Below are 26,592 nucleotides of genomic sequence, written 5' to 3' on the forward strand. Positions count from 1 at the left end.
GGCGCAGCGAAGGAATGCCTGGAGGGCGCCGGCGTTATTCCAGTTCCACGCCCTTCAGTTCGGGGATCAGGAAGATGGTGGCGATCATGTCGACCACATAGATGCTGGCGAGCAGCGCGATCGCAAGCTGGAACGAATACGCGGCCGCGATGGCGCCGACCACGATCGGCCCAAGCCCGCCCACCGCTCGGCCAATGTTGAACAGCACGTTCTGCGCCGTGGCGCGTGCCGCGGTGGGGTAGGCCTCGGAGATCAGTGCGCCGTAGCCGCCGATCATGCCGTTGACGAACATGCCCATGACCGCACCGGCCCAAAGCATGGTCATGGGGTCGGCCAACCTGGCGTAGGCCAGTACCATCGCCACCGCGCCTGCCTGGAAGATCAGGAAGGTCGGCTTGCGCCCGATACGGTCAGCCAGGTGGCCAAAGACATAGACACCGAACATCATGCCGACGATAGTGACCGAGGTCCACAACGCCGATTTGGTCAATGAAAAGCCCAGCGCTTTGGACAGGTAGGTCGGCAGCCAGATCATGATGCCGTAGTAACCGAAGTTCTGGACCGAACACAGGACCACGATGCCCAGGCTGGTGCGCGTGGTCTTGCCGTCGGCGACGAGCAGCTTGAATGCATTGGGCTTCTTTTCCGTGCGCGCGCTGCGCACGAAGACTTCGGGCTCGTGCAGGCGGTTGCGGATAAACCATGCCACCAGCGCCGGCAGCACCCCGACCACGAACATCCCGCGCCAACCCACCACAGGCAACAGCAAGGGCGTCAGCAGCGCGGCCATCAGCACGCCCGATTGCCATCCCAGCGCGACATAGGACGACACGCGCGCACGCTTGCTGGCCGGCCAAGCCTCGGCGGCCAGCGCCATGCCAATGCCAAACTCGCCGCCCAGGCCGATGCCGGCAATGGTGCGGTAGACCAGCAGGTCCCAGAAGCCCTGCGCCACGGCGCACATGCCGGTGAATACCGCGAACAGCACGATGGTCCACGTGAGCACCCGGACGCGACCATAGCGGTCGCTCAGCGCGCCGAAGATAATGCCGCCGGCCACGGCGCCGACCAGCGTCCATGTCACCAGCGCGCCGGACTGGCCGGTCGTCAGTGAAAGCGCGGCGCTGATCGCCGGCAGCATGAAGCCCAGGATCAGTAGGTCGAACCCGTCCATGGCGTAGCCGATGGCGGATCCCGCCAGGGCTTTCCACGCGTAGGCAGAAGTTGGCGCCTCCGTCGCAGCTACGGGTTGGGTCAGGGGCTGGCTGGTCATGCTGTCTCCATTTTTAGACTGGAAGGCTATCAAAAAGCACTGCGTCGCTGCCGTCGCCTCGGGGGGTAAGCCGGGCCGGCGCCTTCGCAGTGAAAATCTTTTTTTTTAGACTATGCGGCGCATGAAGGGATGGCAAGCGTTTTCGCGGCACCTCCGGGTTTTTCCCTAGCCTCCCTGCATGGGCGATGCGCAGGGGAGCTGCCCCATGCTATAGTGGCAGAAATCTAATTATTGAGACTGAAATGGAACGTCGCGCCACCGGCACGTGCGGCATCGACTTCGAGGCACTGGGGGCGCGGCTGCGTGCTTACCGTCTCGGCGCGCAACTGCGCGCCGAGCAGGTCGCCGAAGTGCTGGGCATTTCGCGGGCGGCGGTCTATCGGATGGAGAAGGGCGAGATCGTCAAGATCGAGACGCTCGAGCGCCTGGCCGGCATCCTCGATACCTCGCTGGAATCGCTGCTGGGCGCCGGCACGGAATACTACCCGTCGGCCATCGCCTACATCGAACGGATGCGCCAGCTAGAGCAGGGCGCTACCCGCATCCTGGCGCATTTCGAGCCGATTTCATTCCTGCTGACCTCGCCGGACTACGAGCGCTATCTCGAGCAGATGCTGAAAGAGAGCGGCGACAACGATGACGGCCGGGTCCAGGCAACCATGGCCTTGCTGCGCGAGCGGAAGGAATCCTATGCGTCGCAACCTGCGCCAATCCTCAGCCTGATCGGCTTGCGCGAGCTCGAACGTTTCGTTCATTTCGGGCTGATCGGCAGGATGGACCTGCCGCCCGCGACCCGCATGGAGCGGTCGCTGGCGGCGCGCGCTGAGGTGGAGCGCATTGCCGTGTTGCTTGAACAGCAGTATGCAGGCATGCAGATCGGCATCGTCAACGAAAGCATGCCGAACGCCACGTTCCAGGTCTTCGAGCGGCCCACCGGCTCATACGTCGCCATCAGCCCATTCCGCTTCGGCGAGTTTCCCAACATTTCAGCCGGCATCGCCTCGGTGACCGCCGCGCCAGAGGCGGTGGCGCTTTACACCAATATGGTCGAGGCTCTCTGGCAGCGCGCCTACAAGGGTCCCGACGGCGCTGGCCTGTTGCGGCGCATGTTGCAGCAGGTCTAAACGATTCCCTTTTTTCCCCTGAGAGACATCCCATGGACTTTAAGACGGTTACCGAGCAATTCGCCAACAGCGTTCCGGGAACGGACGCCTTTCTCAAGGTCAAGCAACAGTCGCTGGCGCTGATATCCGCCGATCCGCGCCACGCCGCGGCTTACTTCCTGATCTATGGCTTCGCACGATCGTATGTGATTCTGCATGACGACGAAGGCATCACCACCGAGGTTGCCAATGCCGCGCAGGCGCAGTTGCTGGGCTATATGCGCGCGATCGAGCAATCGCTCGACGGTGGCGATCCGGCACTGGTGGCTGCGATGAACCAGATCGTTCTCGACTACGATGGTCGGCGCCAGCTCTTTTAAGGTTGGCTCAGGGGCCTCAGGCTTCTCCCACTGAACCCATGGGACTCGGCGAAGGCGGGCCCACGCCCGCCTGCGGTTTTCTTTCTGGAGCGAAACATGGAGCAAGACTGGCTGACGTATGCCAAGCGGCTGCAGGCCATCGACCGGGTTGGCCTATGCGAAGGACAAATACGATACCGAGCGCTACGAAGAAGTCCAGCTCATCGCCCGGCAAATGCTGTCGCGGCGCTACACGCTGCCCATCAAGCGGATCGCGGAGCTTTCTCCCGATGCCAGAGCGCACCCGACGCCAAGGGTAGATGTCCGCGGCGCAGTCATTGAGAACGACCAGATCCTGCTGGGACATTGAGCGCGCCTTCCAGTTTCGCGCCAATCCTGGCCTGCCGACGCTTTTTGATTGAATCCCCGGGGCCTGCCTGCGCACACCCGTCGGGCCCCTCTGCCCGACATCCCGCCCTCTCGCGCGGATGCCTTCATGGGTGAAGGCATGCCGGAGGTACGCGGCCCCTCCCTCAGTCGCGAGAGAACGTGGCGCCGCCATTGGGGCGGATATAGCGCGGGGTGGGCAGCCCCATCGCCTTGGCGGCGTTGAGGATGCCGTCCTCGATCGCGCCAGCGTCGCGGACGGCCTGGTACTCGTTGTCCTTGAAGATCACGTTGGCACCGTAGACCACCATGAAGCCTTCGGCAGCCTCCTTCGCGTCGGCAGGCACGGCAAAGGTATGGATGGATCCGCCCGGCTCGTAGAGGTAACTACCGGAAGTCTGCCGGTCTTCCGGATATTCGACGTAGTTCCACTCGCCCTTGGTGGTGAAGAAGTGGACCGTCCCGGTGTGGAAGTGCGGCGGCAGGGTTGTACCGGGCTCGAATTTTCCGTAGAGCACCCATATCCCGTTCTCGCGATCCAGAAACAGCGGGATGATGGTGGAACCCGCTTCAGAGCCGGGAAACTCCACGGCATCATGGATGTTGACGGTCAGCAGGCGGTCCTGATGGGTGAAAGCGTTAGGCAATGCCATGATGCAAAGCTCCTGAAGGCCATGCCGCACCGCGTGGCGGGCATGGGTTGTTCCTGGGGGGCGCAGGCGGCTCGACGATACAGCCTGCTGTCCACGACGATTTCTGTATCGGGCATGCAGCGCGATACTTCTTCGCTCTGCACCCGCTGCCGTCACAGCAGCCCGAGCGCACGCAGCTTGGCGTCGGGCGCCGAATAGGGGCGCTCGCAGATGATCTTGTCCGAGCCGGGCGCGAACTCGAATGTGGCCGCCATGCGAACGCGGAAGGTGCGGCCCGTCGGCGCAAAGGTCTTGCCGTTGGCCTGGAGCGGCCCGAGATGCGTTCCCTGGAGCCAGAACTCCACCAGTACCGTGTCGTCGGCGGCGGCGATGGCGATGATTTCGTTCTGAAGATCGGGAAACGGAATGCGCGACGAGTCGAAGTAGCCGCGCACCTGGGTCTCGCCGTCGAACACTGTACCGCTGCCGTGCATTTCATAGCGGGGGTGCGCAAAGGTATTGATGACGGCGTCCCAGTCGTGCACGCATTCGAGGGCCATATGGTCTCGTACAGTCTGGATTCTTGCCTGGCCGAGGGCAGCGGACATGGATAACTCCTGGAGAGGTGTTGGAATCGAAAAATAAGGTGAAGCGTGCCGGATGCCGTCGCTAGTCCAGCTTGATCTTGGCCTGCGTGGCAATGGCTTTCCACATTGGAATGTCGCGGGCGTTGGCCGCCTGCTGCTCGGGGCCCGGCACATACTTGGCCGTGATGCCCAGCGACAAGAGCTTGCTCACGACCTCCGGTTCCCTTAGCGTGGTTTCCAGTACGCGGGAGAGTTCGGCCACGATGGCCTTGGGCGTCTTGGCGGGCACATACATGACCCAGGTCAGTTCGCGGTCGAAGTCCACGCCCTGTTCCTTGTAGCTGGGGACGTCAGGCAGGCTTGGCGAACGGCGAGTGCATACCGCGAGCGCCTTGACCTTGCCCTCCTTGACGAACGGCGTGGCGGTGACCATGTCTACGAAACCTACGGAAATATGGTTGCCGAGAATATCGGTGACGATCTGGGACGTCCCCTTGTAGGGGATATGCTGCAGGGGAATGCCGGCCTTCTGGCTCAGTACCTCGCCGCAGAAGTGGCCGGTCGATCCCGCGCCCCAGCTGGCGTACTGGATTGGCGTGGCGTTCTTGCGCGATAGCGCGACGAGTTCCCTGAGGTTATTGGCGGGATACTGGTTGGCGGCAATCATGACGATCGACGAACTGCCGATCGCGCCGAGGCTCTGGAAATCACGCAGCGGGTCATACGGCAGCCTCGCATAGGTGGCCGGTGCAAGCTGATGGGTCGACATGCCGCCAATCATGATCGTGTAACCGTCAGGGGCGGCGGTGGCCACCGCATGCGTGCCGATCGTGCCGGCCGCGCCCGGCTTGTTTTCCACCACCACCGGTTGCTTGAGGTGCGCGGCAAAGCGCTCGGCAAGCAGGCGCCCAAGGGTGTCGCCGCCGCCCCCGGCCGAAAAGGGCAGCAGCATGCGGACCGGGCGATCCGGATAGCGGCTTGCAGGCTCGGCCGCCTGCACGGCGGTGGCGGCAATGGCGAGCAAAGCGCCGGCGAAGAACTTGTTCATATCAGTCTCCATGGGATTCCGCCGGTTCTGCGATGCGGCGGTTCGCGATCTACTTTTCCATCACTATTGGAAACGTTTCCATAAAAGTTTGGTGGACACCCATGACAGCGGCAATCATGGTAAACGCTATGGCGGCGCAAACGTGCCTCCCTACTACACTTCCGAAATGGAAACGTTTCCAATGTCCAAGACAAGGAGAAAGGAATGAGCTCGCAGTTTGGTGGCGTACGCCAGATCGGCTACGTGGTGCGCGATATCGAGAAGGCCATGCGGCACTGGAGCGAGGTGCTTGGCGTCGGGCCGTGGTTCTACAAGGAAGCCGTGGGCACAACGGAGTTCCGCTACTACGGCCAGGCGTCGGCGCTGCCGGACCTGTCGATCGCACTGGCCAACTCGGGCGGCATTCAGATCGAGCTGATCCAGCAACGCAACCACGCCCCGTCGCTGTATCTCGATGCCCTGAAGGCCGCCGGCGAGGGCATGCAGCACATTGCCTACTGGACCGACGACCGGTTCGACCAGTTCGCCGGGCAGCTGCGCGCGCGCGGCTATGTGGAGGGGCATGGCGGCCGCATGGGAATGCGCGGCCGCTTTGCCTATTACTTGCATGCCGACCTGCCGGGCAGCATCGTGGAAATCTCGGAGATGGCCGGTGGCAAGGGTGAGTATTTCGCGATGATCGCGGCGGCGGCGAAAGACTGGAACGGCACGGAGCCGATCCGCCGCATCGGAGCGCCGCAATGACCGCTGGCGAACGCAGGGAGCCAGGGCGCCGCGTGGCGGTGGTGACCGGGGCCGCGCGGGGCATCGGGCTGGCGATTGGCACCCGGCTTGCCAGCGACGGCTTCGCCGTCGCCTTGTGGGACCGCGATGCCGGGGCGCTCGAAGACGCGGCGCAAGCGCTGCGGGCAAGCGGGGCGACCGTGCTGGCCGTCCCGGTCGACATTACCGACCGTGCCGGGGTCAACCAGGCTCTCGCGCAAGCCACGCAAGCGCTGGGGGCTCCGGCGGCGCTGGTCAACAATGCCGCGATTCTCGGGCGCAGCGGCCCCACGATCGATGCCTCGGTGGACGAATGGAAGCGCGTCTTCGACGTGAACGTCTTCGGCGCATTGCATTGCGCGCAGGCGGTCGTGCCGGCGATGGTGCGACAGGGTTATGGCCGCGTGGTCAACGTCGCGTCGATCGCGGGCAAGGAGGGCAACCCGTTCGCCGGCGCCTATGCCGCATCCAAGGCGGCATTGATCTCGATGACCAAGAGCCTTGGCAAGGAAATGGCCGAGACCGGCGTGCTGGTCAACTGCATCACGCCAAGCGCGGCGGATACCGACATCTTTGGCGTGCATGACGAAAGCCAGCGTGCGCAACTGCAGGCACGCTTGCTGGAACGCGTGCCGATGAAGCGGTTTGTCCGGGTCGAAGAGGTGGCCGAGATGGTTGCATGGCTGTGCTCGGCACGCTGCAGCTTCAGTACCGGTGCAGCCTTCGACATCAGCGGCGGACGCGCCATGTACTGACAGCGCCGTGAAGCGGCAGTCCGCGGATTTCGGTGATAATCGCGGGCAATGGCGCCTGTGGCCGCACTGCCGCCGGCCCGCATTCTCCCGCCAGGATCCAAGATGAGCCGCCGACCGCGCACCAGTCATCCCGATATGCCAGCCCGCGTCACCATTCGAGACGTGGCGCGCGCAGCCGGCGTGTCGCTGGGCACCGCTTCGCGTGCGCTCAATCGCAGCGGCCCGGTAAGCGAGGCGGCCCTCCAGGCCGTGGAGCGGGCGGCAAAGGCCTTGGCGTACGCGCCCGATCCTATCGCGCAGAGCCTGCGTACCGGCACCTCCGGCGTGGTGGGCCTGCTGGTCTCCGACCTTGCCAACCCGTTGTATGCCCGCATCATTACTGCAGTGGAGAGCCGCCTGCAGCGCGAAGGCTACGCCATGGTGGTAGGCAATACGCACAACAGCAAGGCCCAGGAAGAACTGATGGTGGACCTGTTCCGCCGGCGGCGCGTCGACGGCCTGATTCTCGGACCCTGCGAAGTGGAACGGGCTGCCTATCTTGAAGAGATCTCGCGCGAGCTGGCCGTTGTGGCCATGGACCGCGACTTTGGCGCCAGCGGTTCCGGTGTTCACGTGGACCATTTCCGTGGTGCCTGCGAGGCCTGCCGCTATTTGCTCGACCTGGGGCACACCCGCATCGCGCTGATGACGTCTGATGCCGCATTGCGGCCCGGCCGCGAACGCATCGATGGCTATCGCGCGGCCCTGGCCGAGCGCGGCGTCGCGGTGGACGAAACCCTCGTACGCGCCAGCCGCTCGGCCATGGACCTGTCCTTCAGCGACGCGCTGGCGCTGCTTTCCGCCAGGAACCGGCCCACGGCATTCATTTGCCTGGGCACGCGGATCCTGTCCGGCGTGCTTCAGGCGACACGACAGACCGGCCATCGCGTGCCGGACGATGTCAGCCTGGTCTGCGTGGGCGACGGCGATCTCCCGCAGTTGTATTCGCCGGCCATCACCACCATCAGCTGGGACCTCGAGGCGGTGGGGACGGCCGCGGCCGAAATCCTGTTGCGGGCCATCGGCAGCGGCGAGGATCGCGCCAAAGCAACGGAACCGCGGGGGCAGCCAGTGCGACTGACCACGCAACTGGTCATGCGCGAATCCTGCGCGCCGCCACCCGCCAGCAAAACCTAGCAAGCCAGTGTGCCACTAGGCGACTTCGACCGAATGTGGTGCCACCGGTCTGGTTTCACGCGGGCGGAACCACGTCACCAGGATCACCGCAGCCAGCACCAGCGCCATGCTGAGCAGATAAAGGCTGAACGCGAAACTACCGGTAGCCGCCTTGATCGCGCCGACCGCCGCGGGCGCCACCATGCCGGCGCTGCCGCCCACGGTGCTGATGATGGCGATGCCGGCCGCGGCGCTCTGTCCGGTCAGGATGCCAGCAGGCAGTGACCACAAGACCGTGAAGGCACTCGACGTGCCGATGCTGACCAGCGTGAGGCACAGGATGGCCGGAACGGGATCGCGCGGAAACAGCGTTGTCAGCACCAGCCCCGTCGCGGCAACCAGCGCGGCGATGGCGAAGTGCCACCGGCGTTCGCCGGTACGATCGGAGTGGCGGCCGACGAACACGGAAGCCGCGACGCCGCACGCGGCGGGAATGGTTGCCGCCAGTCCTACCTGCATGATGGACAGGCCCATCCCCTTGAGTAGCGTCGGCTTCCAGAACGCCAGCGCATAGATGCCCAGGATGACCAGGAACGACACAAGGCCAAGCACCCATACGCGTGGGTCGCGCATGGCCGCACGCAATCCGGCGGCGCCATGGGTGCCGCCGGCTGGGGCGTCTTCTCGAAGCAGGTGTTCGATCCTGGCGCGCTCGGCTGCGTCAAGCCATGCTGCCTGCGCGGGCCGGTCGGGCAGCGTGGCGAAGGCCACGATGCCGAGCAGGACGCAGGGAAGGCCTTCAAGCACGAACAGCCATTGCCACCCGCGCATGCCGTGCGCACCGTCGAACCACGTCATGATGGCGGCGGCCGTCGGGCCCGCGACAATGGGCGCCAGGCTGAAAGCCATGAAGAAGAGCGCGGTGGCCTGGGCGAGCCGGCGGCGCGGAAACCAGAGCGTCAGGTAGTACAGCACGCCCGGCGCAAAGCCGGCTTCGAAGACGCCGACCAGGAATCGCAGGACATAGAACTGCGCTGGTGTCGCGACGAACATCATCGCGGCCGATGCCAGCCCCCATAGCCCCATGATGCGAAGCAGGGTGGCACGCACGCCGATGCGTGCCAGCATCATGTTGCTCGGCACCTCGAACAGCGCATAGCCGACGAAAAAGACGCTGGCGCCCAGGCCGAAGACGGCATCGCTGAATGCCAGATGCTCCTTCATCTGCAACTGGGCATATCCGATGTTGGTACGGTCCAGGTAGTTGAAGACGTAGCAGAGACAAAGTACCGGCAACAGTCGCCAACTGATCTTGCGGAACAGCTTGTTGTCGGTCTGGTCGGCGTGGTCGGTCGTGGCCAGTGCAGGGGCGATCGATGGCATGGGTCTCCTCTCGTTGTCGTGTGCCGGCGGATGGTGGTGCGCTTGCGCCGATTATCGTGAGGAGGCGACTGGGAAGACTGTCGCGTTTTGGCAGTCACAGGTGGGGGATAACCCTTGCCACTGGAAAGCGCCGGACTCGATCCGTCCTTGCTATGCTCTGATGAGCTCCGCCAGTCCATGAATTCCGATGCCAGCTCACGCGCCAGACACCGGCCCCGCCCCGCAACTTCTGTCGCCCGAACTCGAACGTCTGTTGCGTACCCGTGCCATGCGCAGGCGTCTGGCCAAAGGCGAGGTGCTGTTCACGTATGGGTCATCGCCAGATGCCCTGTTCTGTGTCGAGCGGGGCATGATCCGCGTCAGCGTGACGGCATCGAATGGCCGCGAGGCCGTGGTCAGCATGCTGGAGCCCGGCCAATGGTTTGGCGAGGTATCGCTGTTCATCGACGCACCGCGCGTCTATGACACGCGAGCGGTCGTCGACAGCGAGCTGCTGGTCGTGACGGCGCAGGCGTTTCACGAAGTCGTCGACGGGCGCCCGGACTTCCTGATGGAGTTTATCCGCCTGATCTGCAGGCGCTACCGCTGGGCGCTGGAGTGGATCGACGAGACCATTCTCCAGCCGCTGCCGGTCCGGCTTGCGCGCCGGCTGCTGTCCGCACAGCACGCCCACTTGCTGTCGGCGCCGGAGGACACTGGCTCGGCCTTGCGCCTATCGCAGGAAGACCTGGGGCAGATGCTGGGCGTGTCGAGGCAGAGCATCAACCGGCAGCTCAAGGAGTGGGAGTCGCAACGGTTGCTGCGCCTGGAGTACGGGCGCGTCACGGTGCTGGACCAGGACGCCTTGCGGCGCCTGGCCTGAGGGTCGGCGGCGTTCGGTTTCAGGCGGGCGGTACGGAGAACGAGGCGCCGCCGTTCGGCCGGATGTAGCACGGCATGGGCATCAGGCCTGCACCGACCGCACCCAGGATAGCCGTTTCGATGGCGCCCGCGTCCATGATGCTGTGGTAGTCGTCGCCCGCGAAATTGACGTTGGCACCGTGCACCACCATGAATCCTTCGGCGGCTTCGCTGGCGTCGGCGGGTACCGTGAACGTGTGGATCGATCCACCTGGCTCGTAGAGATAGCTGCCGGCGGATTGCGGGTCCTCGGGGTACTCCGCGTACTGCCACATGCCGCGGGTCGTGTAGAAGTGCACGGTTCCCGTGTGGAAATGCCTGGGCAGGACGGTGCCGGGCTCGAATCGCCCATACAGCACCCAGATGCCATGCTCTGGGTCGAGGAAGAGCGGCGTGAAGGTGACCCCGGGCACTTCTGTGGGCAAGCGCGCGGCGGTCTCCGTGTTGAGGGTAAGCAGGCGATCCTGATGGGTCGTAACGGCGGGCAGGGCCATGGTTGCTGTCTCCGTTTCGGTCAGGCGGGTTGCGCCGATGCGTGGGCGGGCTGCGATGACAGCATCCCAAGCATGGCCTGCGTCCGCATGCCGTCGGGCAGTCCCGCGAGCAACTGCCGCATCATTGTCAGCGAATCGAAGTAGATGCGTTCGCAGGTCAGCGTCTCGCCGTCGAACAGGAACAGGGCGATCATGCGGCAGCGAAACGCATTGCCGGTGGCCGGCAGGTGATTCAGCGTGCCGCGATGCGTGCCGAGTAGCCAGAACTCGACGATCACGGCATCGTCGGTATGGCGCAGCTGGATGATCTCGCTGCGTTGGTCAGGAAACGCCTGACGGCTCTGGCTGTAGTACCTGCGGACCTCGTCGGTCCCGTCGAAAACATTGCCGTTGGGGATGAGTTCGTAGTGCGGGTGCGGAAAGGTTGAAAGGACCTTGTCAAAATCCTGCCTGACCTCATCGGCGAAATGGTCGCGGACAATTTTCTCTCGCCGTTTTTGCTGTGGTGTCAGGCTTTGCGGGGTGGTCATGCAAGTCTCCATCATCGGATTGGCTGAGCGGCCGCCGCCGCTCGGTCGCGCACGGTGGCCGGCAACCATTCTCTGCGGACGGTGCCGGCAAGACTGTCGCCGATTGGCAGTTCGAAGTCCGGAGTAACCCTGGCGCTGCTGCGAGCAGCCTGGGGGTGCATCACAGAGGGCTGTAAAGCAAAGCGTAGCGGCCGCCCCTCAGCCCATCCCCACCACGCTCGACAGCAACATCTTCACCAGCACCGCCTGCCGTGTCGCCCCGGTCTTGGCAAAGATGCCGCGCAAATGCGCCCGTGCCGTGTTCTTCTTCACGCCAAGCCGCGCCGCGGCTTCATCGAGGGTCAGGCCGTCGACCAGCAGCAGGGCCAGTTCGATCTCGGTAGGCGTCAGGTGGAACAGCTTGCGCAGGCTGGCGTGGGTGTTGCGCGGCGAGCCCGCGGGATCGCGGATGAAGACGGCCACCGCGGGCCGGCGGGCCTTGTCCTCGGTCCGGTAGCTGAGCGGGATCGGCCGCACCAGCACGCTCAGCGGCGTCGGCGCGGCGGGACGGCTCAGCGTGGTGACTTCGCTGCGCGGCGCGGCCAGTGCGTGGGCCTGCGCGGCGCCCTCCAGGATCTTGCGGAAGCTGCGGTGTTCCATCGGGCAATGCGCGTGCAGCGCGCCGTCCGCCAGGTAGAGGCCGTCGCGGGCGCGCAGCAGGCGCCCGGCGACATCGTTGGTCCGGATGCACCTGCCGTGCTCGTCCAGGATGACCGTGCCCACCTGCAGGCGGTCGACGGCATCGGCGTAAAGGGAGCGCTCGGAGGCAAGGACGTCGAGCGCGGCATGCAAGTCGACGGCGCGCTTCAGGTGCGGCAGCAGCGCCTGCAGCAGCGTCTTCTCGGCGCCGCCGAAGTCCTGTCCCGTTGCAATGCGGCTGATGAAGAGCGCGCATTCCACGCCATCCGGCGTGACCAGGTTGGCGGCCAGGATGTAGCGCAGGCCGAGCGGCTGCAGGTATTGCGCGTAGAACGGATGCGCCAGCCAGGCGGCTTCGCCGAACAGTTCATCGGCGCTGAAGAGCCGGTCGGGGTGCAGGTCCAGGAAGGGGCACAGCGCGTAGTACTGCTCGCTGTATGAAGGCTCACCCGGCAGGTGGGGGCCGTAGTCGGAGGCGTTGACGATCAGGCCGGGGCGGTCGGTGGCGGGGTGGCGCAGCACCAGCGTGACGAAGGCGGCGGCCAGTCGCTGGCGCATGCTTTCCAGGAAGCCGGCCCAGGGCACGGTTTCCGTCGGGCCCTGATAGAGCTGGGCGAGCAGGGCGCTCAGCTCGGCGGCTGGGAGGGGTGGCTGCATGATGGCGGCTCGATGGTTTGCTCCCCTCTCCCGCTTGCGGGGGAGGGGCCGGGGGTGAGGGTGAGCGCCCGCCAAGCACGTTGTGCCTTGACTTCGTGGATGCTCAGGCCCTCACCCCCACCCCTCTCCCACTGCGCGGGAGAGGGGTGCGATTGCGCGGGGCGGTTGCAAGTGCCGACGCTTTCGCACCCCGCCGCCTGCACCGCATCCCATCGTACCGCCCCCGCCCGCCGCCTCATCGTCCATTCCGCCTAGGGCCTGTCCCTTAGCCAGGCCACGATCCGCTCCGCCGCCTGCTCGGCGCTGGCGCCGGTGGTGTCGATGCGGATTTCCGGGTGCTCGGGCGGCTCATAGGGCGAATCGATGCCGGTGAAGTTCTTCAGTTCGCCGCGGCGCGCCTTGCGGTACAGGCCCTTGGGGTCGCGCTGCTCGGCCACCGCCAGCGGGGTGTCGATGAAGACTTCGATGAATTCCCCCTCGGCGGCCAGCGTGCGCGCCATTTCGCGTTCCGAGCGGAACGGCGAGATGAACGACACCAGGACGATCAGTCCGGCGTCCAGCATCAGCCTGGCGACCTCGGCCACGCGCCGGATGTTCTCGACGCGGTCGGCCTCGGCGAAGCCCAGGTCCTTGTTCAGGCCATGGCGCACGTTGTCGCCGTCGAGCAGGTAGGTGTGGTGGCCGAGCGCATGCAAGCGCTTTTCCACCAGGTTGGCGATGGTGGACTTGCCCGCGCCAGAGAGCCCGGTAAACCAGACGATGCGCGGCGACTGGTGCTTGAGCGCGGCATGCGCGCGGCGGTCCACGTCGATGGCCTGCCAGTGCACGTTCTGCGCCCGGCGCAGCGCAAAGTGCAGCATGCCGGCGCCGACCGTGTTGTTGGTGAGGCGGTCGATCAGGATGAAGCCGCCCAGCTCGCGGTTGCGCGCGTAGGGGTCGAACGCCACCGGCTGGTCCAGGTGCAGGTTGCATACGCCGATCTCGTTCAGCTCCAGCGTGCGCGCGGCCAGGTGCTCGAGCGTGTTGACGTTGACCTTGTACTTGGGCTGCGCCACGCTCACGCCCACGGTGCGCGTGCCAAGCTTGAGCAGGTAAGGGCGCCCGGGCAGCATGGCGTCCTCATTCATCCAGACTAGCGTGGCCTCGAACTGGTCGGCCACCGCCGGCGGGTCTTCGGCGCACGCCAGCACGTCGCCGCGGCTGATGTCGATCTCGTCCGCCAGGGTCAGCGTCACCGCCTGGCCGCGCATGGCGTGCTCGCATTCGCCGCCGGCGCCGACGATCCCGGTCACGCGGCTTTCGCGGCCGGAGGGCAACGCGCGCACGCGGTCGCCGCGCCGGATCACGCCAGCGCTGACCGTGCCGGCAAAGCCGCGGTAGTCCAGGTTGGGGCGGTTGACCCACTGCACCGGCAGCCGGAACGCCTCGTCCTGCGCGGGCACGTGATCGATCGGCACGCTCTCCAGATGGTCCATCAGCGTTGGCCCCTGGTACCACGGCGTATTGGCGCTGGGTGCGGTGATGTTGTCGCCGCGCAGCGCCGACATGGGGATGCAGACGATATCGGTCAGGCCGATCTGCCGCGCAAATTCGCGATATTCCTTCTCGATGCGCGTATGGACCTCGCGCGAATAGTCCACCATGTCGAGCTTGTTGACGGCCAGCACCACGCGCCGGATGCCGAGCGTGGCGACCAGATAGCTGTGGCGGCGCGTCTGCGTCTGTACGCCGCGGCGCGCGTCCACGAGCAGGATGGCGAGGTCGGCGGTGGACGCGCCGGTGACCATGTTGCGGGTGTACTGTTCATGGCCCGGCGTGTCGGCGACGATGAACTTGCGCTTGTCGGTGGCAAAGAAGCGGTACGCCACGTCGATGGTGATCCCCTGCTCGCGCTCGGCGGCCAGGCCGTCCACCAGCAGCGCGAAGTCGAGGTCCTCGCCCTGCGTGCCCATCTTCTTCGAGTCAGCTTCAAGCTGGGCGAGCTGGTCCTCGAACAGCATCTTCGATTCATACAGCAGCCGGCCGATCAGCGTGCTCTTGCCGTCGTCGACGCTGCCACAGGTGATGAAGCGCAGCAAGCTCTTGTTCTGCTGGGCGCGCAGGTAGTGGGCGACGTCCTGTTGCGCGCCAGGGGGTTGCGCCGATGCCGGCGCGTTATCGATCAGCGTTTCCATCAGAAGTATCCCTCCTGCTTCTTCTTTTCCATCGAACCGGCCGAATCGCTGTCGATCAGCCGTCCCTGGCGCTCCGACGTGGTCGCGCGCAGCATTTCCTGGATGATGCCGGCCAGCGTGTCGGCCTCGCTCTCGATCGCGCCGGTGAGCGGGTAGCAGCCCAGCGTGCGGAAGCGCACCTTGCGCAGCTGCGGGGTCTCGCCGGGGCGCAGCGGCAGGCGCTCGTCGTCGACCATGATCAGCGTGCCGTCGCGCTCCACCACCGGCCGTTCCCGGGCAAAGTAGAGCGGCACGATCGGGATCTCGTTGAGGTAGATGTATTGCCAGATGTCGAGCTCGGTCCAGTTCGACAGCGGGAACACGCGCAGGCTCTCGCCCTTGCGCTTGCGCGTGTTGTACTGGCGCCAGAGTTCCGGGCGCTGCATCTTGGGATCCCAGCGGTGCTGCGCAGTGCGTACCGAGAACACGCGCTCCTTGGCCCGCGACTTCTCTTCGTCGCGGCGCGCGCCGCCGAAGGCCGCGTCAAAGCCATAGTGGTCCAGCGCCTGCTTCAGGCCTTGCGTTTTCCAGACGTCGGTGTGGACGGCCGAGCCGTGCTCGTGCGGGCTGATATGGCGTGCCAGCCCTTCGGGGTTGATATGCACGCGCAGGTCCAGCCCCAGCCGTGCCACGGTCTGGTCGCGGAACGCAATCATCTCGCGGAATTTCCATGTGGTATCCACATGCAGCAGCGGGAACGGCGGCCGCGCCGGATGGAAGGCCTTCATTGCCAGGTGCAGCATCACGGCGCTGTCCTTGCCGATCGAATAGAGCATGACGGGGTTTTCGCATTCCGCCACCACCTCCCGCATGATGTGGATGCTCTCCGCCTCCAGTTGCTCCAGGTGGGTCAACATCGGGTTCTCCTCTTGGTCCTCTTGGTTGTGCCGCCCCGGTGCAGGGATCCGGCATGGCCACACGGTAGCGAGCCGGGGCCCCGCGCCACTTCGTCCGGGCGGACTAAGAAATCGCGGTGCGCGGTACGCATTTCCTAGTCCACCCGGACGAGGAAGGGCTCGCCCCGTGCTGGGTATCGTTGCTGCGCCGACCAACCACGGGAGCAGGCAGATGGCGATTTCCGCCGAAGACCAATTGCTGAGCGGCCACACTTGGGCCGAGTTTTGCGAAGTGCTCAAGCGCAGCGGGCAGCAGATCCTGCGCCCGGAAGCACCGGCGGACGCGCTGACGCGCGCCGAGGGCTTCCGCTACCTGAGCCGCCTGCTGCGCATTGCGCTGGAAATGCATGTGGAGTTCGCCGATCCGGCGTTCCCCGGCTTCTTCTCGCCGTCGCACGAGACCGCCAAGATCGGCGCGGACAATCCGGACAACCTGTACCGCTACGCGCGCCTGGACGGCAACGCGGCGTACCGCATCCGCGGCCGGCGCGGCACGGTGGCGTATCTCAGCTTCGGCACGCAGAAGGGCGGCTACGAATCCGACGGGCGCATGATCCAGACCGGCTTCCTCGACAGCAACCAGCTTGCGGTGGCGCCGGACGGGCATTTCGAGATCGTCCTCAGCGCCGCGCCGCAGCCGGGCAACTGGGTGCGCATGGAGCCAGCCACCAATGCGCTGGTGGTGCGCCAGACCTTCCTCGACCGCAAGGCGGAGACCCCGGCCGAACTGCAGATCGAGCGCATCGACGGCCACGGCAAGCCGCCCGCGCTGAGCGCGGAACGCCTGCACGCCGGCCTGCTGCGTGCCGCCGGCTTTGTCGAAGGCACCGCGCGCATCTTCGCCGACTGGGCCGAGGGTTACGGCGGCCACGTCAACGCCCTGCCGCCGGCGGACCAGGCGGTTTGCCAGGCGGCCGGCGGCGATCCCAACATCTACTACTACCACTCCTGCTGGCGGCTCGCCGACGACGAGGCGCTGGTGGTCCAGGTCGACCGCGTGCCGGACTGCGAGTTCTGGAACTTCCAGATCAACAACTACTGGATGGAGTCGCTCGACTACCGTTACCACGACATCTGCATCAACAAGCACGGTGCCCGGCTCGATGCCGGCGGCGGCGTCACGGTCATCCTCAGCGCGCGCGATCCGGGCCGGCCCAACTGGCTGGAAACCGCCGGCCATCACCACGGCACCATGTGCTGGCGCTGGGTGGGCGCGACGCAGCCGGCGCATCCGCGCACGCGCGTGGTCAAGCTTGCCGCGCTCAGTGAAGAATTCGGGGAGAACAACGCATGAACGCCATCAACGTGGAGCGTCTGCTGGCGCAGGCGAGCGAGCAGGCCGGCGGGCTGGCCGACTTCGGCCCGGGCAACTACCGCGAGGCGCTGCAGGTGCTGTCCGACTCGCTGGCGCGCGAGGCAAAGCTGTCGCCGCAAGGCTCGCAAATGCTGGCGGGCAAGCTGCAGGGCCAGCTGGTGAACCGTCTGGTGATCCAGGACTACTGCCGGCGCCATCCGGAAATCCTGCACGAGCGCGTGGAGGACCCGCTCGTCATCGTCGGCCTGCCGCGCACCGGCACCACGCTGCTGCAGCGCATGCTGGCCACCGATGCGCGCTTCTGCTCGGCGGCATGGTGGGAAACCCGCTACCCGGCGCCGCTGCCCGGCGAGGACGTGCACGACCCCAGCCGGCGCATCGCGGCGGCACGCGAGGAGGTTGCGCAGATGATCCGCCTGATTCCGGACATCCTTGCCATCCACCCGCTCGACGCGATGGCCGCGGACGAGGAATTCATGCTGATGGAGCATTCGTTCCTGTGCGCGATGGATTCCTACGCCAACGTGCCGTCCTACACCGACTGGCTGGCGCGCCAGGACCACACCGAGGTCTATGCCTGCCTGAAGACCATGCTGCAGTTCCTGCAGTGGCAGAAGCGCCAGCGCGCGGAGACACCGGCGGCGCAGCGCTGGGTGCTGAAGACCCCGCAGCACCTCCATACGCTGGAGGTCCTGTTCCGGGTATTCCCGGGCGCGCAGGTGGTACTGACCCACCGCGATCCGGTGCAGACCATCCCGTCGATGGCCAGCATGGCGCATACGCTGTGGAAGATGTACGCCGATGCGCCGGATCCGGTCGTGGTGGGCCGCCAATGGAGCGAACAGATGCGGCGCGGCACCGATCACGCCATGGCCGTGCGCGACGCCATGCCTGCCGAGCGCTTCCTCGACGTGCGTTTCGAGGACACGGTGCGCGATCCGTTCGGCGTGGCGCAGGCGGTCTGTCGCTTCGCCGGCATGCCGCTGACCGAGGCCGCGCGCGCCGGCATGTGGGCGTGGATGGAAAGCAACCCGCGCAACCAGCGCGCGGCGCACGCCTATACGCCGGAACAGTTTGGCCTGAGCCAGGCACAGCTGGAACGCGACTTCGCAGGCTATCGCGCGCGGCACGTGCTGAGTCGACAGGCAACCCGATGATCGGTGCAGCGGCATCATTCACCTCAGGCTTTCCAACTCCCGCCTGCGGGAGAGGGGAGCAACCACTCGGCCTTTCTGACAGGCGCTCGAGATCACCGAAACAGGAGACAACAACATGTTGCTGAAAGACAAGATCGTCATCGTATCCGGCATCGGGCCCGGGCTGGGCATCAAGCTGGCGGTAGAAGCGGCGCGCGAGGGCGCCCGCGCCGTGGCCATTGCCGCGCGCACCGCTGCCAGGCTGGACGAGGCCCAGGCCCGCATCGATGCACTGGGCGCCGACTGCGAAGTGCTGAAGGTGGTGACCGACATCACCGACCGCGCCCAGTCCCGCCATCTCGCCGGCGAGACCCTGCGCCGCTTCGGCCGCATCGACGCGCTGGTCAACAGCGCCTTCCAGCACGGCAACTTTCCCGAGCCGGTGGAAGCCGCCGACCTGGACGTGTGGCGCCAGGTGTTCGACACCAACGTCTTTGGCACCATGACGCTGACGCAGGAGGTGGCCGCGCTGATGAAGCCGCAGGGCGGCGGCGCCATCGTGATGATCAACACCCAGGCCACGCGCAAGCCGATGCCCGGCGAATCGGGCTACGCGGCGTCCAAGGGCGCGCTGGCGGTGGCGGTCAAGTACCTGGCGCGCGAGCTCGGCCCGCATGGCATCCGCGCCAACAGTATCTTCATGGGGTGGATGTGGGGGGCGCCGGTGCAGGGCTATGTGCGCCACGCGGCCGCCGAGCAGGGCGTGAGCGAAGAGCAGGTGATCGCACCGGTCACCGCGCAGATTGCGCTGGGCCGCATGCCGACCGACGACGATTGCGCGCGCGCTGCGCTGTTTCTCGTGTCAGACTACGCCAGGGCCATCACCGGCGCCTCGCTGGACGCCAATGGTGGCGATTTCATGCCCTGAGCCCTCCGCACCGCATGCCATGACACGCTACTTTGCCTTCAACGGCGACGCCGACGGCCTGTGCGCCCTGCAGCAACTGCGCCTGGCCCATCGTTTGCACGCTGGCGATGCCACGCTGGTAACCGGCGTCAAGCGCGATATCCGGTTGCTCGAGCGGATCGACGCCCGTGCCGGCGATACCGTGACGGCGCTGGACATCTCGCTCGAACAAAACCGCGGGGGCCTGCTGCGGCTGCTGGGCGCCGGCGTCCGGGTGGACTACTTCGACCACCACCATGCCGGCGAGCTGCCGGCACATGCCGGGCTGCGTGCGCATATCGACGAGGGGGCGCAAGTCTGCACCAGCATCCTGGTCGACCGCCACCTCGCCGGCCGCCACCGGCGCTGGGCGATCACCGCGGCCTTCGGCGACAACCTCGGCGATGTCGCGCGCAGCATGGCGGCGCAGCTGGGGCTGGACGGATGCCAGACGGCGGTACTGGAACGGCTCGGCACCTGCCTGAACTACAACGCCTACGGCGAGTGCGTGGCCGACCTGCATTGCGATCCCGGCGAACTCGCGCAGCACATGCTGCCCTTCGCCGACCCGCTGGACTTCGCCACGCAGTGCGCCACGTACACGCTGCTGTGCGAGGGCTACGAGGACGACATGGCCCAGGCGCGCCGGCTATCGCCCGTGCATGAGATGCCCGGGGCCGCGCTGCTGGTGCTGCCCGACGCACCATGGGCACGGCGCGCGATCGGCGTGCTGGCCAACGAGTTGGTGCGCGGACGTCCCGGCGACGCGATCGGCCTGTTGTCGCCCCGGTCCGGCGGCGGCTTCGTGGTCAGCGTGCGGGTGCCGGCGCACAGCGTTACCGGCGCGGCAGACTTTTGCCGCGCCTTCGAAACCGGCGGCGGGCGGCGCCTGGCCGGTGGTATCAACCACCTGCCCGACGCCGACGTGGAACGCTTCACGCGCAGCTTTGCCGACTGCTTCGGCGCGCCGCTCAGGCCGGCGGGACAAACTCCGTAACCTCCAGGTCGAAGCCGGTCACGGCGCGATACGGCACCGGATGGCTCAGCAGACGCAGCTTGTGCGCGCCCACGTCGCGCAGGATCTGCGCGCCGACGCCGAGCGCGCGTTGCGCGAAGGCCGGCGCGGGCGCGGCGGCGGACGGGGCGGCCAGCCGCTCCAGCCGTTGCTGCGGCGACTCGCGCTCATCCAGCAGCACCAGCACGCCGCAGCCCTCGGCGCCGATCCGTTCCAGCGCACGCTCCAGGTTCCACGCCTTCGGCGCGGGCGCGCCGAAGGCCAGCACGTCGCGCTGCATTTCGACTGCCTGGACGCGGGTCAGCACGGGTGTCTGCGGATCAGGCTGGCCGAGCACCAGCGCTAGGTGCAGCGCGTCCACCGGCGCGTCATGGTAGGCGTGCACGGTGAAGCGCCCGAACGGCGTGGCCAGTTCGGTCGAGCGGGTCCGGCGCAGCGCGCCCTCGGTCAGCAACCGGTGGTGGATCAGCGCGCTGACGGAAACCGCCGGCAGGCCGTGGCGCCGGGCGAAGGCCAGCAGGGCCGGTCCGCGCAGCAGCTCGCCGTCGTCATCCAGCACCATCGTGTAGGCGCCGGCCGCGACGCGCCCGGCCAGCCGCGGCAGGTCGGAGCACGCTTCGGCAAAGCCCGCGCGGCGCAGCACGCCGTCCGGCTGCGCCACCACCGGGAAGACATGGCCGGGCTGGACCAGGTCGTGCGGCCGGGCGCGCGGCGCCGCCGCCACGCGCAGCGTCAGCGCGCGGTCGGCGGCGGAAATGCCGGTGCTGACGCCGCTGGCGGCCTCGATCGACACGGTGTAGCGCTCGCGCTGGCGCTGGCTGGCTGCCATCGGCGGCAATTGCAGCAGCGCGCGGCGTGCCTCGGTGATGGCCATGCACACCAGGCCGCGCGCCTCGGTGGCCATGAAGTTGACGTCGGCCTCGGTGGCGCGCTCGGCGGCCACCAGCACGCAGCCGGTGGCTTCCGCGGTCTCGTCCTCGAGCACCAGCACGCGCTGGCCCGCGGCCAGCGTCGCCAGCACCTCGGCCATCGGCGGCAGTGCGGGCGCGGGGCTCATGCCGCCTCCTGGCTGCGGTGGACGCCGAAGGCCTGGCGCAGCGACGCGGCGGCCGCATCCAGCGCGTGGCTGGCGGCATCGATCACGCCCTGCATGCTGGCGAAGCCGTGGCACTGGCCCGGCCAGCGCTGCACGGCGGCATTGCCGCCCGCGCGCTGCAGCGCCTCGCCGTAGGCCTCGCCCTGGTCGCGCAGCGGATCGAATTCGGCGGTGATGATGGTGGCCGGCGGCAGGCCCTGCAGGTCGCGCTGGTGCAGCGGGCTGGCGCGGACATCAGCGGCATCGGCGGGCGTGGCGAGGTACTGGGCGCGGTACCAGTCCAGCTCCGCGGCGCTGAGGAAGTAGCCCTGCGCGCAGTCGCGATAGCTTGCGCTGGCCGTGGCTGCATCGCTGCAGTCCAGCCAGGGGTAGAGCAGCAGCTGGTGCCGCAGGGCGATGCCGCTGCCGCGCAGCGCCTGGCAGACCACGGCGGCCAGGTTGCCGCCGGCACTGTCGCCGGCGACAGCCAGCCGGGACGGGTCGGCCCCCAGCCTGGCCGCATGCGTGGCGGCCCAGCGCACCGCGGCGACGGCATCGTCGGGCGCGGCCGGGAAGCGCGCCTCGGGCGCGAGCCGGTAGTCGACCGACAGCACCAGCGCGCCGCTGCGGCAGGCCAGGCTGCGGCAGATGTTGTCGTGCGAATCGAGGCCGCACAGGACAAAGCCGCCGCCGTGAAAGTACACCAGCAGCGGTCGAGGCGCGCTGTCGCCGCAAGCTTCGCCGGGGCGATAGAGGCGGGCGTTCAGCGGGCCCGCGGCGCCATCGATGGCGAGGTCTTGCTGCGCGGCGACGGGATCGCCGGGCGCGAACGCCGGCATGGCTGCCAGCGCGGCGCGGTAGTCGGCGGCGCGCAGCGTGGAGAAATCGGGGCTGGGCATGGCGGCCATGGCTTCAAGCATGGCACGGGCCTGGGGATCGAGCGGCATGGTGTCTCCGGGATGGCGATGGGGAGTCCGGTGGGAATCCGGGGGAATCAGGCTGGGAGCGCGAATGACGGCGGGCTGCCGGCGGCAATGCCCTGCGCGCGTGCCAGCGCCGCGTGCGCGGCCTGCTCATGCGGCAGGATCCAGAACCGGCCAGCGCAGACGCCGTCCAGGATGCAGCGCGCGACCGCGTCCGGCGTCATGCCGGCAGCAATGCCGCCGCGCAGCGCACCGTTCATCTGGAGCACTTCCTGCGGCCCGCCCTGGTCCAGGCCCGCGGCGATGCCCGTGGCGACCGGGCCGGGGCAGACCACGGACACGCCCAGCGGCAGGCCGGCCGCCTGCAGCTCCAGCGCGAGCCCTTCGCTCAATGCCACCACGGCCTGCTTGGACAGCGTGTAGGGCGCCAGCCAGGGCCCGACGGCGAGGCCCGCCATCGACGCCACGTTGACGATATGCCCCGAGCCCTGCGCGGCCATGCGCGGCACGAAGCAGCGCAGCGCATGCAGCACGCTCCACAGGTTGACGCGCATGACATGGTCGAACACTTCGGGCGGCAATTCCCAGCAGCGGCCGGTGGCCAGCACGCCGGCGTTGTTGAACAGCAGGTCGACACGGCCCAGTTGCCGGAAGCTCTCGTCGCAAAGGTGCGCAATCTGCCGCGCGTCGCATACGTCGGTGGGCACGGCGACGACGCTCGCGCCGTCGTGCGCCAGCGCCGCGCGTGCGGCTTCGAGCGCTTCGGCATCGATATCGGCCAGCGCCAGCGCGTAGCCTTGCGCCGCCAGCGCCAGCGCCAGCGCGCGCCCGATGCCGCTGGCCGCTCCGGTGATCACTGCGGCTTGCTGCCGCGGGGTTGCCGCCATGGTGGAAGTCTCCTGAAAACGGCGGCGTCCATCGCCGCGCATGGCTTCTTGTAGCGGCGGCGCGGCGCGCGGGCATCGTCTGTTTGGGTAAGGACGGCCCTGCGCCACCGGTTGCATAGGGGTTTGCCCTTGCCGGGCGGGCATGGGTCTGTCCTTAGTCTGTTTGGAGTATGTGTTTGCGCGGCCGGCGCGTGACGATGGGCCTGTCCCGCGGGACTAGTCCGGCTTGCGTGCGCGGCCGGGCCGCCTAGGGCAAACCATGAAGGCGGGGGCCAGCCGCGACCCCTTTGCCGTCCCTATAATCGGTTCACAAAAAAAGGGCCAGAGAGCCCGCACAGCCAGCGGCCCGGTTCGTCCGGAGCGTTGAGCACGCCACAATGGAGACAGAGGAAAATGCTGATGGAGGTTAGCCAGAGCCAGGCGGCCGCACACCTGTTCGCGCAGGCGACGGTGTCGCTGTCGGAGTTCAGCGCATTGCTGGGCAATATCTACCAGGGCCCGATGGAGCAGGTGCCATGGGGCAAGGCGCTGGAGCAGATCCGGCGCCAGCTCAATGCCAATTACGCCACGCTGATCCTGCGCTCGCCGGCCACCGATCGTCCCGGGCTGATGATCAACGCGTCCGAGCATGGCTCGACCCTGCCGGGCGAGACCTCCTACAACAACTACTACTACGCGCTGGACCCTTTCATCGGGCTGCCGTCGGACCGGGTGGTGACCATCGACGAGCATCTCGGGCCCGGCATGTGGTGCAAGAGCGAGCTCTACCAGCAGTTCCTCAAGGACGTCGGCATCCGCTACATCCTCGGTGCCGACCTGCGCACCGACGACGGCGTCGAGTGCCGCTTCCGCGTGTGCCGCGACCATGACGGCCCCGACTTCTCCGCCGCGGACAAGGCCCTGTGCACCTCCCTGCTGCCGCACCTGAAGCGCGCGGTGGACCTGCACTCGCGCCTGGACGTGGTCGAGTCGGAACGTACCGTCTATGCCAGCGCCATCGACCGCATGCTGGTCGGCATGGTGATCCTGGACGAGTCGGGCACCATCATCAAGACCAATGCCGCCGCCGATGAAATCCTGGGCGCCAAGGACGGCATCCGCGTCGCCAAGGGCGGGCTGGACGTGGAGTACGGCCAGGAGAACCGCAAGTTCCAGCGCCTGCTGCGCCAGGCCATGATGGGCCACCTCGGCACCGCGCCGGCGCTGATGGAGGCGATGTCGATCACGCGTCCGTCCGGCAGCGCCAGGCTGGGCGTGCTGATCCGCACCATCCCGCTGAGCGAGTGGTCCGAGGACAACCGCAAGCGCCCCGCCTGCGTGGTGTTTATCCGCGACCCCGAGCGCCGCTCGCAGGCCTCGCACGACGTGGTGCGCCAGCTGTTCGACCTAACCCCGGCCGAGACGCAGCTGGCGCTGCAGCTGGCCAACGGGCTGACGCTCGATGAAGCCGCGGACGAACTCGGCATCAGCAAGAACACCGCACGCGCGCACCTGCGTGCGATCTTCTCCAAGACCGGCGTGACCCGCCAGGCCACGCTGGTGCGCATGCTGCTGAGCAGCGTGATCTCGCTGGGCTAGCTGGCGGGTGCAAGCTTTGCGCTGAGCACCAGCGCAAAGCCCTCTGGCGTGCGCAGGACCGCGCGGGTCTCGTGCGGTCCCTGCGCCGCGGCCTGCGTCACGGTGGCGCCGGCCTGCACCAGCCGCGCTATGGCCGCGGCGATATCGTCTCCTGCCTCCACCCTGAAGGCCAGCGCGGGCTGGTCGACCAGCCGTTCCTCGCCGGCCACCAGCGCCAGCGTCAGCGCGCCGGCGTCGAGCGCGCAATAGCGGTCGGCATCACGGAACTTCAATGGCAGTCCCAGTGCTTCGGTGAAGAACGGCAGCGCGGCGTCAATGTCCGCGACGGGGTAAAGCAGCAGCCTGGCTTGCATGGAGTCTGTTCCTTTCGATAAGCGCGGGCGGTATGCCCGGTGCCCATGATAGGGACGCGCCCCGCGCGGCTCATAATCCAATCAGACGATGTTGCAACGCCCTGCGCCGACCACACTGCGATCACACCGGCCGCTTCCGGCCCAAGGCGCAGCGCCTCGCAGTGCCCCGGACGCGGCCTGGTACCGACAAACCGAGAGGGGACTGCAATGCGTTTTTCGCTGATCTATGAAGCCCAGACCGTCGATGCCTCGCGCGCCGGCGACCACAAGGTGTTCGACGACATCATGGAACAGGTGGTGCTGGCCGAGGACATGGGCTTTGACGTGGTCTGGGCGGTCGAGCACACCGCGCTGACCAACTACGCGCACATGAGCGCGCCGGAGACGTTCCTGGCCTTCGTCGCCGGGCGCACGCAGCGCATCGGCATCGGCCACGGCGTGGTCTGCCTGCCGCCGGCGATGAACCATCCGGTGAAGGTGGCCGAGCGCATCGCCACGCTCGACATCCTGTCGGGCGGCCGCGTGCACTTTGGCGTGGGCAAGGGCGGCACCCAGCAGGAAGCCGGCACCTTCGGCTACGACCTGAACAGCCTGCACCCGATGATCGACGAGTCGATGTACCTGATCCCGAAGATCATGACCCAGGACGAGATCGAGCACGACGGCGAGTTCATCAAGATCCCGCGCCGCCCGATCCACCCCAAGCCGCGCCAGGATCCGCACCCGCTGATGTACCTGGCCTGCACCAACGCCGACACGCTGCAGCGCGCCGGCGCGCGCGGCATGGGCGCGCTGGTGCTCGGCTTCGGCGGGCCCGAGGATGTGGCGAAGAAGAGCGAGATCTATCGCACTGCATGGGAGTGCCGCAAGCCCGAGGACCAGGTGGGCTTCCGCCCGCACCAGCACCTCGCGGCACTGTGCCCGACCATCGTGCTGGAAGACGGACTGGCCGCGCGCAAGATCGGCATCAAGGGACAGCGCTACTTCATGGAGTCGCTGTCGTATTGGTATGCCGGTGGCGAGCGTCCTGACCCGTCGACGTGGGACGAGGAGCATGTCACGGCGACCGACGCGCAGGGCAAGGCGGTGATCAACACGAAGTTTGCATCGGAGAAGGTCTCGGTGGATTTCAGCGATCCGTCGATGATGATGCTGAACCCCAACCATGCCTACGGCACGGTGGAGGACTGCATCGGCTACGTGCAGCGCCTGATCGATGCCGGCGCGGACGAGATCCTGTTCATCTGCCAGATGGGCACGGTGCCGCAGTGGGCACAGCTGGAGACCATCCGCAATATCGGCGAGTACGTGATCCCGCATTTCCGCAAGCAGGGCCGCAAGCTGCGGGCGCTGGCCTGAGTAGTGCAGGCATTCGGGTCCGCTGCGCCTCGCTCCCCTCTCCCGCTGGCGGGAGAGGGGCGGGGGTGAGGGCCAGCGCATCCACGAAGTACCACACCCCAGCGCACGACACAGCTAGTCCCAACAGACGATGGCACGCCGCCGCGCCGGTGCAAACATCGATGCCAGCCACAAAACCAGGCAAACAAGGAGA

27 protein-coding genes are annotated in these 26,592 nt (G+C 67.1%); 13 read left to right on the forward strand and 14 right to left on the reverse strand.

Annotated elements, in window-relative coordinates; genetic code table 11:
* Nucleotides 1–34: 34 nt before the first annotated feature.
* The gene (locus E5S69_RS23475) at nucleotides 35–1,273 is read right to left on the reverse strand and encodes an MFS transporter (RefSeq protein ID WP_171516992.1); all 1,239 of its coding nucleotides are present in this window, start codon (nucleotides 1,271–1,273) and stop codon (nucleotides 35–37) included.
* Between the two features lie 242 nt (nucleotides 1,274–1,515).
* On the opposite strand from E5S69_RS23475, the gene E5S69_RS23480 reads away from it, so the two are divergent.
* From E5S69_RS23480 to E5S69_RS23490, 3 genes are all read left to right on the forward strand, one after another.
* Nucleotides 1,516–2,397 (forward strand): helix-turn-helix domain-containing protein, encoded by an 882-nt coding sequence (locus tag E5S69_RS23480; protein WP_171516993.1) that lies wholly within the window; start codon nucleotides 1,516–1,518, stop codon nucleotides 2,395–2,397.
* A 32-nt stretch (nucleotides 2,398–2,429) separates the two neighbouring features.
* Nucleotides 2,430–2,756: a hypothetical protein gene (locus tag E5S69_RS23485; protein WP_171516994.1), complete on the forward strand. Its 327-nt coding sequence runs from the start codon at nucleotides 2,430–2,432 to the stop codon at nucleotides 2,754–2,756.
* A gap of 148 nt (nucleotides 2,757–2,904) precedes the next feature.
* The gene (locus tag E5S69_RS23490; protein WP_171516995.1) at nucleotides 2,905–3,105 is read left to right on the forward strand and encodes an NUDIX hydrolase N-terminal domain-containing protein; all 201 of its coding nucleotides are present in this window, start codon (nucleotides 2,905–2,907) and stop codon (nucleotides 3,103–3,105) included.
* Nucleotides 3,106–3,268: 163 nt separating this feature from the next.
* Here E5S69_RS23490 and E5S69_RS23495 read toward each other — a convergent pair whose 3' ends face one another.
* From E5S69_RS23495 to E5S69_RS23505, 3 genes are all read right to left on the reverse strand, one after another.
* Nucleotides 3,269–3,775, reverse strand: a complete 507-nt coding sequence (locus E5S69_RS23495) for a 2,4'-dihydroxyacetophenone dioxygenase family protein (protein WP_171516996.1) — start codon at nucleotides 3,773–3,775, stop codon at nucleotides 3,269–3,271.
* 152 nt (nucleotides 3,776–3,927) lie between these two features.
* Nucleotides 3,928–4,362: an ester cyclase gene (locus E5S69_RS23500; RefSeq protein WP_171516997.1), complete on the reverse strand. Its 435-nt coding sequence runs from the start codon at nucleotides 4,360–4,362 to the stop codon at nucleotides 3,928–3,930.
* 61 nt (nucleotides 4,363–4,423) lie between these two features.
* Nucleotides 4,424–5,389: a Bug family tripartite tricarboxylate transporter substrate binding protein gene (locus tag E5S69_RS23505; RefSeq protein WP_171516998.1), complete on the reverse strand. Its 966-nt coding sequence runs from the start codon at nucleotides 5,387–5,389 to the stop codon at nucleotides 4,424–4,426.
* Nucleotides 5,390–5,593: 204 nt separating this feature from the next.
* On the opposite strand from E5S69_RS23505, the gene E5S69_RS23510 reads away from it, so the two are divergent.
* The 3 genes from E5S69_RS23510 (at nucleotide 5,594) to E5S69_RS23520 (ending at nucleotide 8,082) form a co-directional block, all read left to right on the forward strand.
* A complete protein-coding gene (locus tag E5S69_RS23510) occupies nucleotides 5,594–6,133 on the forward strand; it encodes a VOC family protein (RefSeq protein ID WP_171516999.1) in 540 nt (179 codons plus the stop codon).
* Nucleotides 6,130–6,906, forward strand: coding sequence for an SDR family NAD(P)-dependent oxidoreductase (locus tag E5S69_RS23515; protein ID WP_171517000.1), 777 nt, complete (start codon nucleotides 6,130–6,132; stop codon nucleotides 6,904–6,906). Before E5S69_RS23510 ends, E5S69_RS23515 begins: the two co-directional genes overlap by 4 nt.
* A 102-nt stretch (nucleotides 6,907–7,008) precedes the next feature.
* A complete protein-coding gene (locus E5S69_RS23520; protein WP_236901419.1) occupies nucleotides 7,009–8,082 on the forward strand; it encodes a LacI family DNA-binding transcriptional regulator in 1,074 nt (357 codons plus the stop codon).
* A 15-nt stretch (nucleotides 8,083–8,097) separates the two neighbouring features.
* On the opposite strand, the gene E5S69_RS23525 is transcribed toward E5S69_RS23520, so the two are convergent.
* On the reverse strand, nucleotides 8,098–9,444 hold the full coding sequence (locus E5S69_RS23525) for an MFS transporter (protein WP_171517001.1): 1,347 nt from the start codon (nucleotides 9,442–9,444) through the stop codon (nucleotides 8,098–8,100).
* A gap of 268 nt (nucleotides 9,445–9,712) precedes the next feature.
* On the opposite strand from E5S69_RS23525, the gene E5S69_RS23530 reads away from it, so the two are divergent.
* Nucleotides 9,713–10,306, forward strand: a complete 594-nt coding sequence (locus E5S69_RS23530) for a Crp/Fnr family transcriptional regulator (RefSeq protein ID WP_236901420.1) — start codon at nucleotides 9,713–9,715, stop codon at nucleotides 10,304–10,306.
* Between the two features lie 19 nt (nucleotides 10,307–10,325).
* Here the strand turns inward: E5S69_RS23530 and E5S69_RS23535 are convergent, their stop codons facing one another.
* The 5 genes from E5S69_RS23535 to cysD all read right to left on the reverse strand — a co-directional run bounded on the left by E5S69_RS23535 (nucleotide 10,326) and on the right by cysD (nucleotide 15,773).
* On the reverse strand, nucleotides 10,326–10,838 hold the full coding sequence (locus E5S69_RS23535; RefSeq protein ID WP_171517003.1) for a 2,4'-dihydroxyacetophenone dioxygenase family protein: 513 nt from the start codon (nucleotides 10,836–10,838) through the stop codon (nucleotides 10,326–10,328).
* A 20-nt stretch (nucleotides 10,839–10,858) separates the two neighbouring features.
* A complete protein-coding gene (locus E5S69_RS23540; protein ID WP_171517004.1) occupies nucleotides 10,859–11,368 on the reverse strand; it encodes an ester cyclase in 510 nt (169 codons plus the stop codon).
* Between the two features lie 198 nt (nucleotides 11,369–11,566).
* Entirely contained in the window at nucleotides 11,567–12,703 is a 1,137-nt protein-coding gene (locus E5S69_RS23545; RefSeq protein ID WP_216621425.1) for a helix-turn-helix transcriptional regulator, read from the reverse strand.
* A gap of 251 nt (nucleotides 12,704–12,954) precedes the next feature.
* On the reverse strand, nucleotides 12,955–14,877 hold the full coding sequence (cysN, locus tag E5S69_RS23550) for a sulfate adenylyltransferase subunit CysN (RefSeq protein WP_171517005.1): 1,923 nt from the start codon (nucleotides 14,875–14,877) through the stop codon (nucleotides 12,955–12,957).
* A complete protein-coding gene (gene cysD / locus E5S69_RS23555) occupies nucleotides 14,877–15,773 on the reverse strand; it encodes a sulfate adenylyltransferase subunit CysD (RefSeq protein ID WP_171517006.1) in 897 nt (298 codons plus the stop codon). Before cysD ends, cysN begins: the two co-directional genes overlap by 1 nt.
* A 211-nt stretch (nucleotides 15,774–15,984) precedes the next feature.
* On the opposite strand from cysD, the gene E5S69_RS23560 reads away from it, so the two are divergent.
* The 4 genes from E5S69_RS23560 to E5S69_RS23575 all read left to right on the forward strand — a co-directional run bounded on the left by E5S69_RS23560 (nucleotide 15,985) and on the right by E5S69_RS23575 (nucleotide 20,206).
* A complete protein-coding gene (locus tag E5S69_RS23560) occupies nucleotides 15,985–17,106 on the forward strand; it encodes a DUF1214 domain-containing protein (protein WP_171517007.1) in 1,122 nt (373 codons plus the stop codon).
* Entirely contained in the window at nucleotides 17,103–18,284 is a 1,182-nt protein-coding gene (locus E5S69_RS23565; protein ID WP_171517008.1) for a sulfotransferase family protein, read from the forward strand. The genes E5S69_RS23560 and E5S69_RS23565 overlap by 4 nt, the downstream gene beginning before the upstream one ends.
* A 115-nt stretch (nucleotides 18,285–18,399) precedes the next feature.
* Complete coding sequence (locus E5S69_RS23570; RefSeq protein ID WP_171517009.1) at nucleotides 18,400–19,191, forward strand: SDR family oxidoreductase; 792 nt, start codon at nucleotides 18,400–18,402, stop codon at nucleotides 19,189–19,191.
* Between the two features lie 19 nt (nucleotides 19,192–19,210).
* Nucleotides 19,211–20,206 (forward strand): acetyltransferase, encoded by a 996-nt coding sequence (locus E5S69_RS23575; RefSeq protein ID WP_171517010.1) that lies wholly within the window; start codon nucleotides 19,211–19,213, stop codon nucleotides 20,204–20,206.
* On the opposite strand, the gene E5S69_RS23580 is transcribed toward E5S69_RS23575, so the two are convergent.
* Genes E5S69_RS23580 through E5S69_RS23590 form a run of 3 tightly spaced genes read right to left on the reverse strand, consistent with a single transcriptional unit; the run spans nucleotide 20,181 to nucleotide 23,109 of the window.
* Complete coding sequence (locus E5S69_RS23580; protein ID WP_171517011.1) at nucleotides 20,181–21,281, reverse strand: 3,4-dihydroxy-2-butanone-4-phosphate synthase; 1,101 nt, start codon at nucleotides 21,279–21,281, stop codon at nucleotides 20,181–20,183. The two genes, E5S69_RS23575 and E5S69_RS23580, sit on opposite strands and share 26 nt — an antisense overlap.
* Complete coding sequence (locus E5S69_RS23585; RefSeq protein ID WP_171517012.1) at nucleotides 21,278–22,246, reverse strand: alpha/beta hydrolase; 969 nt, start codon at nucleotides 22,244–22,246, stop codon at nucleotides 21,278–21,280. Before E5S69_RS23585 ends, E5S69_RS23580 begins: the two co-directional genes overlap by 4 nt.
* Nucleotides 22,247–22,293: 47 nt before the next feature.
* Nucleotides 22,294–23,109 (reverse strand): SDR family NAD(P)-dependent oxidoreductase, encoded by an 816-nt coding sequence (locus tag E5S69_RS23590; RefSeq protein WP_171517013.1) that lies wholly within the window; start codon nucleotides 23,107–23,109, stop codon nucleotides 22,294–22,296.
* A gap of 393 nt (nucleotides 23,110–23,502) precedes the next feature.
* Between E5S69_RS23590 and E5S69_RS23595 the strand changes: the two genes are divergently transcribed.
* Nucleotides 23,503–24,687 carry a helix-turn-helix transcriptional regulator gene (locus tag E5S69_RS23595; RefSeq protein WP_171517014.1) on the forward strand — a complete coding sequence of 395 codons (1,185 nt, stop codon included), beginning with the start codon at nucleotides 23,503–23,505 and terminating at the stop codon, nucleotides 24,685–24,687.
* Here the strand turns inward: E5S69_RS23595 and E5S69_RS23600 are convergent.
* Nucleotides 24,684–25,040, reverse strand: coding sequence for a VOC family protein (locus E5S69_RS23600; protein ID WP_171517015.1), 357 nt, complete (start codon nucleotides 25,038–25,040; stop codon nucleotides 24,684–24,686). The genes E5S69_RS23595 and E5S69_RS23600 overlap by 4 nt on opposite strands.
* A gap of 207 nt (nucleotides 25,041–25,247) precedes the next feature.
* Between E5S69_RS23600 and E5S69_RS23605 the strand changes: the two genes are divergently transcribed.
* Nucleotides 25,248–26,399 carry an LLM class flavin-dependent oxidoreductase gene (locus E5S69_RS23605; protein ID WP_171517016.1) on the forward strand — a complete coding sequence of 384 codons (1,152 nt, stop codon included), beginning with the start codon at nucleotides 25,248–25,250 and terminating at the stop codon, nucleotides 26,397–26,399.
* The last annotated feature ends 193 nt before the right edge of the window (nucleotides 26,400–26,592 follow it).

This window comes from Cupriavidus necator (assembly GCF_013141915.1).
GTDB lineage: Bacteria > Pseudomonadota > Gammaproteobacteria > Burkholderiales > Burkholderiaceae > Cupriavidus > Cupriavidus necator_B.

Bases quoted from the DNA above. Each gene is read 5' to 3' on its own strand.
- E5S69_RS23475 (WP_171516992.1), bottom strand. From the start codon at position 1,273: ATGACCAGCCAGCCCCTGACCCAACCCGTAGCTGCGACGGAGGCGCCA.
- E5S69_RS23480 (WP_171516993.1), top strand. From the start codon at position 1,516: ATGGAACGTCGCGCCACCGGCACGTGCGGCATCGACTTCGAGGCACTG.
- E5S69_RS23485 (WP_171516994.1), top strand. From the start codon at position 2,430: ATGGACTTTAAGACGGTTACCGAGCAATTCGCCAACAGCGTTCCGGGA.
- E5S69_RS23495 (WP_171516996.1), bottom strand. From the start codon at position 3,775: ATGGCATTGCCTAACGCTTTCACCCATCAGGACCGCCTGCTGACCGTC.
- E5S69_RS23500 (WP_171516997.1), bottom strand. From the start codon at position 4,362: ATGTCCGCTGCCCTCGGCCAGGCAAGAATCCAGACTGTACGAGACCAT.
- E5S69_RS23505 (WP_171516998.1), bottom strand. From the start codon at position 5,389: ATGAACAAGTTCTTCGCCGGCGCTTTGCTCGCCATTGCCGCCACCGCC.
- E5S69_RS23510 (WP_171516999.1), top strand. From the start codon at position 5,594: ATGAGCTCGCAGTTTGGTGGCGTACGCCAGATCGGCTACGTGGTGCGC.
- E5S69_RS23515 (WP_171517000.1), top strand. From the start codon at position 6,130: ATGACCGCTGGCGAACGCAGGGAGCCAGGGCGCCGCGTGGCGGTGGTG.
- E5S69_RS23520 (WP_236901419.1), top strand. From the start codon at position 7,009: ATGAGCCGCCGACCGCGCACCAGTCATCCCGATATGCCAGCCCGCGTC.
- E5S69_RS23525 (WP_171517001.1), bottom strand. From the start codon at position 9,444: ATGCCATCGATCGCCCCTGCACTGGCCACGACCGACCACGCCGACCAG.
- E5S69_RS23530 (WP_236901420.1), top strand. From the start codon at position 9,713: ATGCGCAGGCGTCTGGCCAAAGGCGAGGTGCTGTTCACGTATGGGTCA.
- E5S69_RS23535 (WP_171517003.1), bottom strand. From the start codon at position 10,838: ATGGCCCTGCCCGCCGTTACGACCCATCAGGATCGCCTGCTTACCCTC.
- E5S69_RS23540 (WP_171517004.1), bottom strand. From the start codon at position 11,368: ATGACCACCCCGCAAAGCCTGACACCACAGCAAAAACGGCGAGAGAAA.
- E5S69_RS23545 (WP_216621425.1), bottom strand. From the start codon at position 12,703: ATGCAGCCACCCCTCCCAGCCGCCGAGCTGAGCGCCCTGCTCGCCCAG.
- cysN (WP_171517005.1), bottom strand. From the start codon at position 14,877: ATGGAAACGCTGATCGATAACGCGCCGGCATCGGCGCAACCCCCTGGC.
- cysD (WP_171517006.1), bottom strand. From the start codon at position 15,773: ATGTTGACCCACCTGGAGCAACTGGAGGCGGAGAGCATCCACATCATG.
- E5S69_RS23560 (WP_171517007.1), top strand. From the start codon at position 15,985: ATGGCGATTTCCGCCGAAGACCAATTGCTGAGCGGCCACACTTGGGCC.
- E5S69_RS23565 (WP_171517008.1), top strand. From the start codon at position 17,103: ATGAACGCCATCAACGTGGAGCGTCTGCTGGCGCAGGCGAGCGAGCAG.
- E5S69_RS23570 (WP_171517009.1), top strand. From the start codon at position 18,400: ATGTTGCTGAAAGACAAGATCGTCATCGTATCCGGCATCGGGCCCGGG.
- E5S69_RS23575 (WP_171517010.1), top strand. From the start codon at position 19,211: ATGACACGCTACTTTGCCTTCAACGGCGACGCCGACGGCCTGTGCGCC.
- E5S69_RS23580 (WP_171517011.1), bottom strand. From the start codon at position 21,281: ATGAGCCCCGCGCCCGCACTGCCGCCGATGGCCGAGGTGCTGGCGACG.
- E5S69_RS23585 (WP_171517012.1), bottom strand. From the start codon at position 22,246: ATGCCGCTCGATCCCCAGGCCCGTGCCATGCTTGAAGCCATGGCCGCC.
- E5S69_RS23590 (WP_171517013.1), bottom strand. From the start codon at position 23,109: ATGGCGGCAACCCCGCGGCAGCAAGCCGCAGTGATCACCGGAGCGGCC.
- E5S69_RS23595 (WP_171517014.1), top strand. From the start codon at position 23,503: ATGCTGATGGAGGTTAGCCAGAGCCAGGCGGCCGCACACCTGTTCGCG.
- E5S69_RS23600 (WP_171517015.1), bottom strand. From the start codon at position 25,040: ATGCAAGCCAGGCTGCTGCTTTACCCCGTCGCGGACATTGACGCCGCG.
- E5S69_RS23605 (WP_171517016.1), top strand. From the start codon at position 25,248: ATGCGTTTTTCGCTGATCTATGAAGCCCAGACCGTCGATGCCTCGCGC.